Source organism: Rubellimicrobium rubrum (genome assembly GCF_006152115.1).
Lineage (GTDB): Bacteria > Pseudomonadota > Alphaproteobacteria > Rhodobacterales > Rhodobacteraceae > Rubellimicrobium > Rubellimicrobium rubrum.
In genome coordinates this window covers 29023-41702 of the sequence record NZ_VDFU01000009.1, presented here as the reverse complement: position 1 = coordinate 41702, position 12680 = coordinate 29023, and the positions used below count along the sequence as shown (strand labels likewise).

The 12680-nt window shown below is 68.1% G+C and carries 13 protein-coding genes; 3 read left to right on the top strand and 10 right to left on the bottom strand.

Annotated features, from left to right (window positions below):
• Positions 1-117 precede the first annotated feature (117 nt).
• Positions 118-447, top strand: a complete 330-nt coding sequence (locus tag FHG66_RS09825; protein WP_139076580.1) for a hypothetical protein — start codon at positions 118-120, stop codon at positions 445-447.
• 77 nt (positions 448-524) lie between these two features.
• Here the strand turns inward: FHG66_RS09825 and FHG66_RS09820 are convergent, their stop codons facing one another.
• The 4 genes from FHG66_RS09820 to FHG66_RS09805 all read right to left on the bottom strand — a co-directional run bounded on the left by FHG66_RS09820 (position 525) and on the right by FHG66_RS09805 (position 6929).
• The gene (locus FHG66_RS09820; protein ID WP_139076689.1) at positions 525-1115 is read right to left on the bottom strand and encodes a LolA family protein; all 591 of its coding nucleotides are present in this window, start codon (positions 1113-1115) and stop codon (positions 525-527) included.
• 182 nt (positions 1116-1297) lie between these two features.
• Complete coding sequence (locus FHG66_RS09815; protein ID WP_139076579.1) at positions 1298-4291, bottom strand: DNA translocase FtsK; 2994 nt, start codon at positions 4289-4291, stop codon at positions 1298-1300.
• A gap of 14 nt (positions 4292-4305) precedes the next feature.
• A complete protein-coding gene (locus tag FHG66_RS09810) occupies positions 4306-5484 on the bottom strand; it encodes an aminotransferase class I/II-fold pyridoxal phosphate-dependent enzyme (RefSeq protein WP_139076578.1) in 1179 nt (392 codons plus the stop codon).
• Positions 5485-5606: 122 nt separating this feature from the next.
• Positions 5607-6929, bottom strand: a complete 1323-nt coding sequence (locus tag FHG66_RS09805; protein WP_139076577.1) for an amidase — start codon at positions 6927-6929, stop codon at positions 5607-5609.
• 176 nt (positions 6930-7105) lie between these two features.
• Between FHG66_RS09805 and FHG66_RS09800 the strand changes: the two genes are divergently transcribed.
• The gene (locus FHG66_RS09800) at positions 7106-8341 is read left to right on the top strand and encodes an FAD-dependent oxidoreductase (protein ID WP_139076576.1); all 1236 of its coding nucleotides are present in this window, start codon (positions 7106-7108) and stop codon (positions 8339-8341) included.
• Between the two features lie 3 nt (positions 8342-8344).
• Here FHG66_RS09800 and FHG66_RS09795 read toward each other — a convergent pair whose 3' ends face one another.
• The 3 genes from FHG66_RS09795 to FHG66_RS09785 are packed head-to-tail and all read right to left on the bottom strand — an operon-like array spanning position 8345 to position 10111.
• Positions 8345-8560, bottom strand: coding sequence for a Trm112 family protein (locus FHG66_RS09795; RefSeq protein WP_139076575.1), 216 nt, complete (start codon positions 8558-8560; stop codon positions 8345-8347).
• Positions 8557-9198: an LON peptidase substrate-binding domain-containing protein gene (locus FHG66_RS09790; RefSeq protein ID WP_139076574.1), complete on the bottom strand. Its 642-nt coding sequence runs from the start codon at positions 9196-9198 to the stop codon at positions 8557-8559. The genes FHG66_RS09795 and FHG66_RS09790 overlap by 4 nt, the downstream gene beginning before the upstream one ends.
• Before the next feature lie 25 nt (positions 9199-9223).
• Positions 9224-10111 carry a thioredoxin family protein gene (locus FHG66_RS09785; protein WP_139076573.1) on the bottom strand — a complete coding sequence of 296 codons (888 nt, stop codon included), beginning with the start codon at positions 10109-10111 and terminating at the stop codon, positions 9224-9226.
• 119 nt (positions 10112-10230) lie between these two features.
• Here FHG66_RS09785 and FHG66_RS09780 point away from each other — a divergent pair, with 119 nt between their 5' ends.
• On the top strand, positions 10231-10869 hold the full coding sequence (locus FHG66_RS09780) for an SGNH/GDSL hydrolase family protein (RefSeq protein WP_139076572.1): 639 nt from the start codon (positions 10231-10233) through the stop codon (positions 10867-10869).
• Here FHG66_RS09780 and FHG66_RS09775 read toward each other — a convergent pair.
• The 3 genes from FHG66_RS09775 to FHG66_RS09765 form a co-directional block, all read right to left on the bottom strand.
• Positions 10866-11654 carry an exodeoxyribonuclease III gene (locus tag FHG66_RS09775; RefSeq protein WP_139076571.1) on the bottom strand — a complete coding sequence of 263 codons (789 nt, stop codon included), beginning with the start codon at positions 11652-11654 and terminating at the stop codon, positions 10866-10868. The genes FHG66_RS09780 and FHG66_RS09775 overlap by 4 nt on opposite strands.
• A 92-nt stretch (positions 11655-11746) precedes the next feature.
• Positions 11747-12067, bottom strand: a complete 321-nt coding sequence (locus FHG66_RS09770; RefSeq protein WP_139076570.1) for a hypothetical protein — start codon at positions 12065-12067, stop codon at positions 11747-11749.
• 180 nt (positions 12068-12247) lie between these two features.
• Positions 12248-12571: a hypothetical protein gene (locus FHG66_RS09765; protein WP_139076569.1), complete on the bottom strand. Its 324-nt coding sequence runs from the start codon at positions 12569-12571 to the stop codon at positions 12248-12250.
• Between the last annotated feature and the right edge of the window lie 109 nt (positions 12572-12680).

Here is a 12680-nt window from a genome sequence, read left to right as displayed (position 1 = left end):
CGGGGGCCACAGGTCCAGCAGATAGGCCCAGGATCGGGGGACCGGGGTCGGTGCCGCGACGTGCCAATGAAGGGCAGATTGGGTCCATCGATCACACCAGTGCGAAGGACCTGCACCATGAGAACGCTTCTTCTGACCGCCACCCTGGCCGCCCTTGTCCTCGGAGCGGCGCCTGGCTCCGCCGCCGAGTTCGGCACGGGCACCCATGTCGCAGGGGCGCAGGCCTATGCTGGGTTGGGCAACGATGCAGGCATCTTCGACCGGCGCGGCCGCGGCCAGGGCCGCGATGACCGGGGCGGCGGCGACCATCGCGGCGGTCGCGGGGCGGGCGACGACCGCCGGGACGATTCACGCGGGGGTGGCCATGGTGGCCGTCCGCGCGTTCCGGGCGGTTCGGGCTGCGATGACGCCCATGACGTCAGCGAGCATCCGGAGTGCCGTGGCTGACGCCAAAGGCCAAGGATGAGAAAGGCTCCGGTCGCGGGACCGGGGCCTTTGCTGTCGAGAGGTCAGCGCCCGGGGGATCAGCGCCCCCAGTCCTGCATCTCGGCCTGAATATTGAACGCTCGGTCGCCGATCTGCACGCCGGTCCGCATGTCGTTCAGGATGACGGTGGTCTGCGTGCCACTCCCGTCCGTGACGATCCATTGCCGCAACTCGACCGGGGCGGCGGTAAAGACAAGCTGGATCGATCCGTAATCCGGGTGCTGGGGATCCTGGGCCGTGACGATGGTCGACGTTCCGTCCGATGTATGGCCCGTGACCATGCCCGCCCGTGACAGATCCACGTTCCCGGCCAAGATGATCGACAGCGGCGTCTCGCTCAGCGGAAAGCGCTGGGGTCCTTCGTTCGAGGCGGCGTCGAACACGGCGACCTGGCCGCCTCCCGCCAGGAACAGGCTGTTCCCGTCCGCGTACTCGAAACGGATGCGGCCGGGGCGCTTGATGTAGACGTTCCCTGTGGAAACGCTCCCGTCCACGTTGACCTGCGTGAAACCGCCGGCCGCGGTCTGGATCGAATTCAGATAAGCCGAGATCTCGCCCAGCGAGAGCTGCTGGGCCAGGGCCGCTATGGGCGCGAGCGCGACCAGGGCGGCAAGGGCGAGGCGGCGCATCATGGGCAGATCCTTTCAGGGGTTCGAGCGTCAGCGATCCATATAGCGCCGTCCTGCCCGAAGCCCGAGCGACAAGCGATAACGTCAGATCGAAAGGTGGTGACGATCACCGGAACGCGAACGGCGCGCCGGTTGGGGCGCGCCGTCGTGGTAGGCCGTCGGGGCAGTCCGTCGGGGGGCCCTCAGTGCGCCTCGGGCACCAGGATCTCGCGCTTGCCCACATGATTGGCAGGCGTCACCACCCCTTCCTCTTCCATCTGCTCCACCAGACGGGCGGCCTTGTTGTAGCCGATGGCGAGCTTGCGCTGGATGTAGCTCGTGGAGCATTTGCGGTCCCGCGCCACGATCTGCACCGCCATGTCGTAAAGCGCGTCCTCGGTCTCGTTGCCGGTCGGCAGGGTGGTGCCGGACGACTCTCCGTCCTCTGGCGGTTCCTCGAGGACCGACCCCACATAGTCGGGCGGGCCATAGGCCTTGAGATAGGTCACGATCTCCTCGACCTCCTCATCCGAGCAGAAGGGGCCGTGGATGCGGGTGATGCGCCCGCCGCCGGCCATGTAGAGCATGTCGCCCTGACCCAGGAGCTGCTCGGCCCCCTGTTCGCCCAGAATGGTGCGCGAATCGATCTTGGAGGTCACCTGGAAGCTGATCCGGGTCGGGAAGTTTGCCTTGATCGTGCCGGTGATGACGTCCACCGACGGGCGCTGCGTCGCCATGATGAGGTGGATGCCCGAGGCTCGCGCCATCTGGGCAAGGCGCTGGATGCAGGCCTCGATCTCCTTGCCGGCCACCATCATCAGGTCGGCCATCTCGTCCACGATGACGACGATGAAGGGCAGGATCTCGGGCATGAACTCGTCGGTTTCGAAGACCGGATCGCCCGTGTCGTCGTCGAAGCCGGTCTGGACGGTGCGCGAGAACATCTCGCCCCGCTCCAGCGCGTCGCGGACGCGGCCGTTGTAGCCCTCGATGTTGCGGACGCCCATCTTGGACATCTTGCGGTAGCGTTCCTCCATCTCACCCACGACCCATTTCAGGGCGACGACCGCCTTCTTGGGGTCGGTGACGACGGGGCTCAGGAGGTGCGGGATGCCGTCATAGACCGACAGCTCCAGCATCTTGGGGTCGATCATGATCAGCCGGCATTCCTCGGGCGTGAGCTTGTAAAGGAGCGACAGGATCATGGTGTTGATCGCAACCGACTTACCGGAGCCGGTGGTTCCCGCAATCAGGAGGTGCGGCATCTTAGCCAAGTTCGCGACGATGGGCTCGCCCCCGATGTCCTTGCCCAGGGCCAGGGGCAACCGCATCTGCACGTCGTCGAAGGCGTGGGCGGCGAGGATCTCGCGCAGAACCACCTTCTCGCGCTTCTCGTTGGGAAGCTCGATGCCGATCACGTTGCGGCCGGGGACCGTGGAGACGCGCGCCGACAGCGCCGACATGTTGCGGGCGATGTCGTCAGCCAAGCCGATCACGCGAGACGCCTTGAGACCCGGCGCGGGTTCCAGCTCGTACATGGTGACTACGGGCCCAGGACGGACCGATGTGATCTCGCCCTTGACGCCGAAGTCGTCGAGAACCTGCTCCAAGGCGCGGGCGTTCTCGGACAGGGACTCGTCGGGGAGGTGGTGCCGTTGGATGTCCGCCGGGTCCGTCAGGAGGTCCATGGGCGGCGGGGCATAGGTCATGGCGGCCGGAGCCTTGGGAACAGGCTTCGGGGCCGGGGCCGCCATGCGCGGGATAGGGGCCTGTCGGGCCGGAACGGGCGCGATCTCGGGCAGATCCTCTTCGCCACCCTCATCCAGGGTTTCGGGTTCTGGGACCGTGACGCGCATCACCGGAGCCGGCGTGGCCGCAGCCCGGGCCGGCACTTCACCCCGGCGGGGAGCAGCGGGCACGACCGGCTCGGGGCGCTGAGCGGCAGCCGGCGCAATTCGGCGGGCGACCGGGATCGGCTCCTCAAAATCGTGCTCGATGATGTCGGCAGCGGGGGCGGTCTGCTTGCGGGCACGGATAGCGTCGCCGATGCGGGCCTTGATCCGCTCGCCGCGGTGCTCGTCCTCGGGGGTGGTGGCCGGCTCGGCCTCGCCCCTAGCGCGGCGCAGCAGGTTGCCAAGGAAGCTCGGCGCCAGCGACAGCGCCATGGCAGCGGGGGTGGGCGCATGATCCGGAGCAGGCGTTGACAGAAAGGCCGGCGCGGGCGGAATCGCAGGCCGGGTCGATGCGGGCTCGTGCCAAAAGCTGTCGTCGTGGAAATCCTCGGGCTCCAACCCGTCCTCGTCCTCCGGATCGGCGTCCGTAACGCCGAACGGAGGCGGCATGTTGCGCGAACGCGCGCTGTGCGACGCAGATCCCGGCTGCGGGCGCATGATGGCGGTGGTGCGGGGAGAACCCGGCATCACATGGGGCGCAGGCTCGGGCAAAGCTCGGATCGCCTGCTGCTCTTCCTCATGGCGCGCCTGCTCGGCGGCGATGCGGGCGGCGCGCTCGGCCATCATGTCGCGGATGCGGTGAAGCGCGATCTCGTAGGCGTCGAGCGCGAGCAGAAGCCCCCGCGCAGCGGTCCGCAGCGCCCAGGCGTAGGCCAGCACCAGCCCCAGTGCGGTGCGCTGCCGGGCCACCCGGATCTCGGCCCCGGTGACGCCCAGCACGAAAAGCCCGAGCGCTGCGGTGATGGCGGCCACCAGCAGAGACACGAGAAGGCTGCCGAGCGGCACGACCGTGAGGAGGAATCCCAGCGCGGTGTCGCCGAAAAGCCCGCCCGGCCCGTAGCTTTGGGTCCAGCCCTCGCCGGGCGGGAGCGTAGCAAAGGCGGCAGCCAGCACGGCGATGAAGATCGGCGCAAAGACGGTGCGCGCCCGCTCCTCGGCCCGGTGCGTCGCGAGGCGGAGACCCCAGGTGCACAGAACGAGCGGGATGCCCCAGGAGGCCCGGCCGACGATCATCATCAGCGGGTGCGCGATCGAGGCCCCGAACCGTCCCAGCCAGTTCTGCGTCGGGGCGTCCGAGGCCAGGAGCCAGTTCGGATCCTCCGGCGAATAACTGGCAAGCATCATCGTGGCGAGCAGGCCCACCGCGATGAGCGACAGCCCCACCAGCTCCTTGCCTCGTTTTTCAAGAGACGCCTGGGTCTGGCTATCCAGGAGGGGGGCGCGGTCGCGTGTCTGATAGGCCATGGGTCGCCTCCTCCTTACCTATATAGCACGTCGCGGATGAGCCTGAGCCCACGCCGCACATCATCAGTCCCGGCCACAAGGGCGACCCGGATGTATCCCTCGCCCGGATTGCCCTGTCCCGCATCCTTGGCGAGGTAGGCCCCGGGCAGCACCCGCACCCCGGCCTCGCGCCAGAGCCGAAGGGCCGCCGCCTCGCCGTCTTCCACCGGAAGCCAGAGAAAGAAACCGGCCTGCGGGGGCATGTAGCCCGGCACGCCGCCCAGAACCTCGTCCGCGATGCGGTACTTGTCCTGGTAGAGCGCGCGCGAGGCGGTCACATGCCCCTCGTCGGCCCAGGCCCTCTCGGCCACACGCTGCAACGGCAGCGGCAAGGGGGCGCCTGCATAGGATCGGAGTTGGCGCATCCGGGCGATGGCCTGGGGGCCGCCCGCCGCGAAGCCGGAACGCAGGCCCGCCAAGTTCGACCGCTTGGACAGGGAATGGAACGCGACCACCCGCTCGGGGTCGCAGCCTATGGCCTTGGCCGCTGCCAGCGCTCCGTCAGGAGGCGTATCACGATAAACCTCGGAGTAGCACTCGTCGGCGAGAACGATGAAATCGTGCTTCTCGGCGAGTTGCAGCAGGTGCGTCCAATAAGCCCGGTCCGCCACCGCGCCCTGCGGATTCGCGGGCGAGCAGATATACGCCAGGGCCACGCGGTCCAGCACCTCGGCCGGAAGGGAGGCGTAGTCCGGGAGGTGCCCGGTCTCGGCGGTGGCGGGCACGAAGACGGGCTCGGCCCCGACCGACAGGCTGGCCACCATGTAGACCTGGTAGAACGGGTTCGGGATCAGCACCGCCGGACGCTGCCCGTTCTTCGTCTCGGGGCAGAGCGCCATCGCGACGTTGTAAAGCCCCTCGCGCGTGCCGTTGAGCACCAGGATCCGATCGGGCGCGACCGCGACGTCGTAGCGGCGACCGAGCCAGCCCGAGATCGCCCCGAGCAGCTCGGGCGTGCCCTCGTTGGGCGGATAGGAGGCGAAGCCCTGGAGATTCGCGGCGATGACCTCGCCCAGGAAGGGCGGCATCGGATGCGTCGGCTCTCCGATGGACATGGCGATGGGTTCGCCGCCTGGGGCGTGCGCGTCCAGCAGTTTCCGCAGACGCGGAAATGCATAGTCCGGAAGGTCCGAGAACCGCGCAGGTGCCGCCATCACTGCCTCATGATCCAGGGTCGTCGCGTGCCCCGGCTTGAAGCCAGAGTATCGTCCGCCCAGGCGGTCTGTCCAGAAATCCAGCAGCGAATCGAGCAGGGGTACAAGAGCTGCTGTGGCATTTAGGCCAAGTTCCTTAAGGTTGCCTGCGCCAATCTTAACATTCTGCCTTCGCGCCCCGGCAGCGCGCTTAGCAGCAGCCCGCAGGACAGCCTCCCGGCGGGCACCGAGATCGAGGTGAGGCCCAGCAGGTTCGCCATCCGGGTGTTGCGGAGCGCCTTCAGATTCGTCACCCGGAACAGGTCGTGGTCGGCCGTCATCGCGGCAGCCAAAGGGGGCAGGATCGGCGCAGTGGCGCAAAGGACGGCATCGAAGCCCGCCATGGCCTCCCAGGCGCGGAGGCGCAGCCGTTGCAGGTCTGCCGTTCCGGCGATCCAGTCGGCAGCCAGGATGTCGCGGCCCGAGGAGATGCGGGCCAGGACCGGAGCGAAGACCTTGTCCTCGCTCCCTTCGATGCGCTCGCGCCAGCAGGCCCAAGCTTCGGCGGCATAAAGCGCGGAACCCAGGTCATAGGCGAGGGGGAGGTCGGGAAGCTCGAGGTCCGTCACCTGCGCACCCGCCCGGGCCATCCGCTCCATGCCATCCTCGAGCGCCTGGGCCGGCTCGGGATCGAGGTCGTCGCCCACGACGGTCCGCAGCAGCCCGATCCGGACGCCCGCCAGATCGGCCCCTGACAGGTCCACCCGGGGGCCGCCCATCACCTGCCAGATCAGGGCGGCATCCTCGACGCTGCGGGCCAAGGGACCGATCGTGTCGAAGGACGGGATCAGGGGAACCACACCGTCCAGGGGCAGGCTCCCATGAGCTGGCTTGAAGCCCACCAAGTCGTTCCAAGCCGAGGGCAGCCGGATCGAGCCGCCGGTGTCCGAGCCCACCGCCCCTGCCGCCAGCCCATAGGCCACCGATGCGGCCGCGCCCGAGGACGATCCGCCGGCGAGACGGTCCGGGTCGTACCGGTTGGGCGGGGTGGCGGTGACGGGGTTCAGGCCAAGGCCCGAGAAGGCGAACTCGGTCATGTGGGTCTTGCCCAGGCATACGGTCCCGGCCAGGGTCGCCGTCCGCAGCACCCCCGCATCCCTCTCGGGCGTTCGGCCGGCCAGCAGCGCGGTTCCGGCCTCGGTCCGTATGCCCGCCGAGTCGAAGAGATCCTTCCAGGACAGCGGCACGCCGTCCAACGGGCCGCGCAGCAACCCCGACCGGGCGCGATCGCGGGCGGCACGAGCCTCGGCACGGGCGCGGTCGGGCGCCAGCCGGGCATAGATCCGGCCGCACAACTCATGCCTTTCCGCAGCATCGAGGAAGGCGTCGGTCACCTCGACCGGGTCGGCCTGTCCTGCCGCAATGGCTCGGCCCAGATCGGCTGCCGTGGTCGTCCTCCAGTCCATGCCGTGCCCCTTGCCCGCTGACGCCGTTCTGGGGTTCTCCGCTCCGGATGGTGAAGCAACCCCGCCTGTTCGCCGCCATTGTTTCCGACCGATGAGACAAGGCCAACCCCTGGCGACAGGACAGGCCTCCGTGCGGCCCCGTGACAACCATGCCTCCCCGAGCCATATCACCAGCCATGACCCAGCAGCCCCCCTCCCCCACCGAGTTCCCTCATGACGTCCTCATCGTGGGCGGCGGCCTGGCAGGGCCCGCCTTGGCGCTGGCGCTGGCGCAGGAAGGGTTTTCGGTGACGCTGATCGACGCGCGCCCCCCAGAGATGGGAGACGGGCGTGAAAATGGCCGCTCCTATGCCCTGGCCTTGGCCTCGCGCAGGCTGCTCACGCATCTGGGGGTCTGGGCGCGCTTGGCCAACCAGGCGCAGCCCATGCTCGCCATCAAGGTCGCGGACGGCCGCCCGGGCGAGGCCCCCTCCCCTCTTCACCTCGCCTTCGATCATGCCGAGATCGAGGAAGGCCCCATGGGGCACATGGTCGAGGACCGGCACCTGCGCGCGGCCTTGGACGCAAGCCTGGCCGCGGAGCCCCGCGTCCTTGTCCGGCGCGGAGCGACGGTGGTCGCCCAAGATATCGGGGCGGGCTTTGCGGCCGTGGCGCTTGCGGATGGATCACGGTTGGAGGGTCGGCTGCTGGTCGGAGCCGATGGGCGTGACAGCGGCACGGCTCGGCGCGCCGGGATCGGGCGGATGGCCTGGGGCTATGGCCAGACCGCCGTCACCTGCACGGTCGCGCATGAGCGCTCGCATCGGGGCACGGCTTTTCAGTTGTTCCTGCCGTCGGGTCCGCTGGCCATCCTGCCCCTGATCGGCAACCGCTCCTCCATCGTCTGGAGCGAAACGGACGAGCGCGCCAAGGCGCTGATGACCATGGACGACGACGCGTTCCTGGCCGCGCTCCGGCCGGTCTTCGGCAGCTTCCTCGGGCCGATCCGCCTCGATGGTCCGCGCTTCGCCTATCCCTTGGGCCTGACCTTGGCCAAAAGCTTCATGGCACCGCGTCTGGCGTTGGTGGGCGACGCGGCCCACGGTGTTCATCCCATCGCCGGCCAAGGGCTCAATGCGGGCCTTCGCGACGTCGCAGCCTTGGCCGAGGTCTTGGCCGAAGCCCGTGCGCGGGGCGAGGATGTCGGGACGGCGCCGGTGCTCGAACGCTATGCCAAGTGGAGGCGGTTCGACACGGCAACCTTGGCGCTGGCCACGGACGGCTTCAACCGGCTGTTCTCGAACGACTCGCGCCCTCTCCGGTTGGTGCGGGATCTAGGGTTGGGGCTGGTGAACCGCCTGCCCCCGCTGCGCAGGGCCTTCATCCGCGAAGCGGCGGGGCTTACCGGAGACCTGCCACGCCTGATGCGATAAGAGTCAGTCGAGCCCTCTCGCCTCGCTGGCGAGCATGATCGGGATCCCGTCCCGGATCGGATAGGCAAGGTGGGCGGCGCGGCTCACCAGTTCCTGCCGCTCGGCGTCGTAGATCAGGACGCCATGGGTCTGCGGGCAGACCAGCGCCTCGACCATGCGGGGATCGAATCCGGGGCCCTTGGGCTCCTCGGGAACGGAGGAGGCTGCGGCGTCCGTCATTGCATCATCTCGCCTGTCTCGCCGCCATGGAGCGAGAATTCGATCAGCGTGACCAGCGTTTCGCGCCGAGTGGGCAAGGTGGGGGCCTCGAGAAGGGCTTGCTTGTCCTCGGGCGGGAAGGGGCAAAGCATTGAAAGGGAGTTGATCAGGAGTTCATCCTCGGCTTCGCGCACCGTGTCCCAATCGGTCGAGAGCCCCTGGCTTTGAAAGAAGCGGTTGAGGAGGTCAAGGAACGGGTCGCGATCAAGGTCGGGGTCCCGTTCGGTCAGGCCGCGGTCGCGTTCGAAGCCCGACCAGGATACCTCGCAGCGGCGATAGGGCGTGAACCCCTCCACCTCCCGCTGCACGCGAAAGCGCGACACGCCCGAAAGCGTGACCATGTAGCGGCCGTCCTCGGTTTCCGAAAATGCCGTCACCCGCCCGGCACAACCGATGCTGTGAAGCCGGTCCGCGCCGGACGGGGTCTCGAAAGGCTGGATCATGCCGACCAGCCGTGTCTGGGTCTTGAGCGCATCATCGATCATCGCGAGGTACCGCGGCTCGAAGATGTGCAAGGGCAACTTGGCCCTGGGCAGGAGCAGCGCGCCCGGCAAGGGGAAGATCGCGATCGTATCTGGCAGGTCGGAGGACAATGGCATGATGCCGATCTAGGTCGCACAAGCCTTAGGCAAAGATGAGGGACGACAGTTTCCGACGGCCCGCCAGCGCGATCGGATCCTTGGCCGGCAAGGCATCGAAGATGGTGAAAAGCTGCGTCTTGGCCGCGCCGTCGTTCCACTCCCGGTCGCGCCGGAAGATCTCGAGGAGCTGGTCCACCGCCTCCTGCACCTGACCCGACGCGTGCAGCGCCGTGGCGAGGTCGAAGCGCGCCTGATGGTCGCTGGGATTCGCCTCGACCCGGGCCTGGAGATCGGCCACGGGACCGGCCTTGGCCGCCTGCCGCGCCAGCCCGATCTGGGCGCGCACGGCTTCGAGTTCGGGCTTCGTCGCGATGCTGGCGGGGGCTCCGTTCAGGATCGCCTCGGCCTGGTCAAGATCGTTGGCGAGGATCATCGCCCGCACGAGGCCCGCATAGGCGCGGGGGTTCTCGCCGTCCTCCTGTAGGATCGCCGCGAAGGTCTGGGCGGCGTCGACCACCGCGCCTTCGTCCAGCATCTGCTCGGCCGCCGCGATGGCCTCGTCGAGGCCGCCGTCGCCCGCGAGGTCGGCCACCTTGGCGACGAACTGGTCCACCTGGCTGGGCGGCAGGGCGCCCTGGAAGCCGTCCACCGGCTGCCCCTGCCAGAAGGCATAGACCGTCGGGATGGATTGGACGCGAAGCTGCCCCGCGAAGGCAGGGTTCTTGTCCACGTCGATCTTGACGAGCCGGACCTTGCCGTTCTGCTTCTTGACGGCCGCCTCGATGGCAGGCCCGAGCGTCTTGCAGGGGCCGCACCAGGTGGCCCAGAAATCGACGATGACCGGCACTTCGCGCGAGGCTTCGATCACCTCCGTCATGAAGCCCGCATCGGTCCCGTCGATGATGTCCCGCGCCTGCGCCGCTTGCGCCATGATGTCCCTCCTGATGGGTTCGCCGTTATATGTGCGTCTCTGGCCCGAAGGTGAAGGGGCGTTTGACCGGTCGCTGGTGCGGCCCTAGCCTGATGCCGACCACGCGAGGAGCCCGACCCATGACCCGCACCCTGCTCTGCTTTGGCGACAGCAACACCCACGGCTCGCCGCCCATCGTCACCCGCGGGGAGCCCTATTGGCGCTTCGACGCGCACACGCGGTGGACGCGCGTCGCGGCGGGCCTGTTGCCGGACTGGGACATCGTGGAGGAAGGGCTTCCCGGCCGGACCGCGCAGTTTCCCGACCCGGTGATGGGCGCCCACATGGACGGGCGTGACGGCCTCAAGATCGCCCTGCAAAGCCACGGCCCCATCGACGCCCTGACGATCATGCTGGGCACCAACGACACCAAGACCCGCTTCGGCGCGACGCCCGAACGGATCACGGCGGGCATCGCCGGGCTTCTCGACATCGCCACGAGCCTGGAGGTGCAGCAGCGCCATGGCGGCTTCCGTGTTCTGGTGATCTGCCCGCCGCCGGTGCTGGAGCAGGGCCCCATCATGTCCGAGTTCACGGGAGCCCGAGAGAAGTCGCTGCAGCTTCCCGCGCTTTACCGGGCACTGGCCGAGGCGCGTAGCGCGGGCTTCCTCGATGCCGGATCGGTCATCGAGGTCAGCCCTACGGACGGCATCCACTTCGAGCCCGAGGCGCATCGGCAGTTGGGCGAGGCGGTGGCCGAGGCGGTCCAGCGCCTCTAGATGTCGAAGGTCGCAAAGACCGGGACGTGGTCCGAGGGCCCGTCCCAGGCGCGCGCGTCCTTGAGCACCCGGCTTCCATGCGCAGCCCCGATGATGTCGCGCGTGGCCCAGACATGGTCGAGCCTGCGTCCCCGGTCCGAGGTCACCCAGTCCGGCGCCCGATAGGACCACCACGAATAGAGCTTGCCCTGTGGCTGGTCGAGGCGGGTCACGTCCGTCCAGCCCCCGGCCTCCCGCGCCTCCTCGAAATGCTCCACCTCGATGGGGGTGTGGCTCACGACCTTGAGCATCTGCTTGTGGGACCAGACGTCATCCTCGAGCGGCGCGACGTTGAGGTCGCCCACGAGGATCGCCCGCGACGGGCGGTCAGCGTGGAAGTGGTCGCGAAGATGGGTGAAGAAGTCGAGCTTCTGGCCGAACTTCACGTTCTGATCGCGGTCGGGGATGTCGCCCCCGGCGGGAACGTACACATTGTGGATCATCGCCCCGCAGTCGAGCCGGGCCGCGACATGGCGGGCGTGGTCGAGACCGGCGAAGTCCACGCTGCCTGCATCCTGGATAGGCCGCTTGGAGAAGATCGCGACGCCGTTGTAGCCCTTCTGCCCGCGCATCACGACGTGGTGGTAGCCCAGCGCGGCAAAGGTCGCGACGGGGATCTTTTCGGTCGGAGACTTGCACTCCTGCAGGCAGAGGACGTCCGGGTCCTCCTCGCGCAGGAGGCGGGCCACGAGCCCTTCCCGAAGGCGGACCGAGTTGATGTTCCAGGTGGCGAGGGTCAGGGGCATGGCGGTCTCCGCAGGACGGGGCCCTCCTTAACGGGACGGGCCGCCGAGGGGAACCCGGCGGCCCGATGATCGGCAGGGAGGAGGAGGGCCGATCAGTGGATCGTGTACTGGTTGTAGGCGCACAGATCGAAGGTGTCGGTCTGCTGGTAACCCGTCTCCCACTCGATCAGGACATCGTAATGGCAGTTCGCCACGTTGTGGATGATCACATCGAGACCCTGGCCCGGATACAGAACGCTCGCCCCGAGCAGGTCCTGCTCCCAGGAGCTGTTGTGAGTGGGTGACGAGTAGATCCGGTACACCGTCGCGCCCGAGCTGTTCTGGAAGCGGACCGAATAAGTCTGGGCGGCGGCCGGGAAGGCGGACAGGGCGGCAAGGGTCAGGGCGGACGCGAAAGCGGCGAGGCGGGTCATGAAATCTCCTGAACGAAAAGGCTGTGCAATGGAGCGGTAATAGGCCCGCCCGCCTTGTCCGTCAGGTCTGGAATTCCTGCGCCGCGGGTCGGAAAAACCCGCCTTGCGCCATTCTCCCCAAGAAAAAGGGCGCCTGACCCTTCGGTCGGCGCCCGCAACGATGGCCCGGGGCCCGCCGGATCAGCTGGGGCTCAGAGTATAGCTTGCCGTGTCGCAGACATTGACGCGATCATACATCTCCGACCCATCCTCGAATAGGATGCGGAGATCGCGGTCGCAGCTCGCGGTGCCGTCGGGGATCGTGACGGTCGCCGTCTCGCCCGAGGCCAGGACCTGGGCTGCCAGGAGATCCTCTCCGAAGCTCCCCTCGTCGGCGACGGAGGTGTAGAACTCCATGAGCGCGAGGCCGCTGTTGTTGACGATCTCGTAGCTCGCGTCCTGCGCATGGGCGGGAATGGCCAACACGGTCAGGGCAAGAGCGGAAGCGAGGCGGGTCGAGAGCATCTTCGGTCCTATAGCAGGGCAATGGGCCCGTCAGGGGGCGCATCATGCGTCCCTCGACCATCCATATACGCCTTGTCCGCGCCGATTGCATCGGGCGGACAACCTCTCC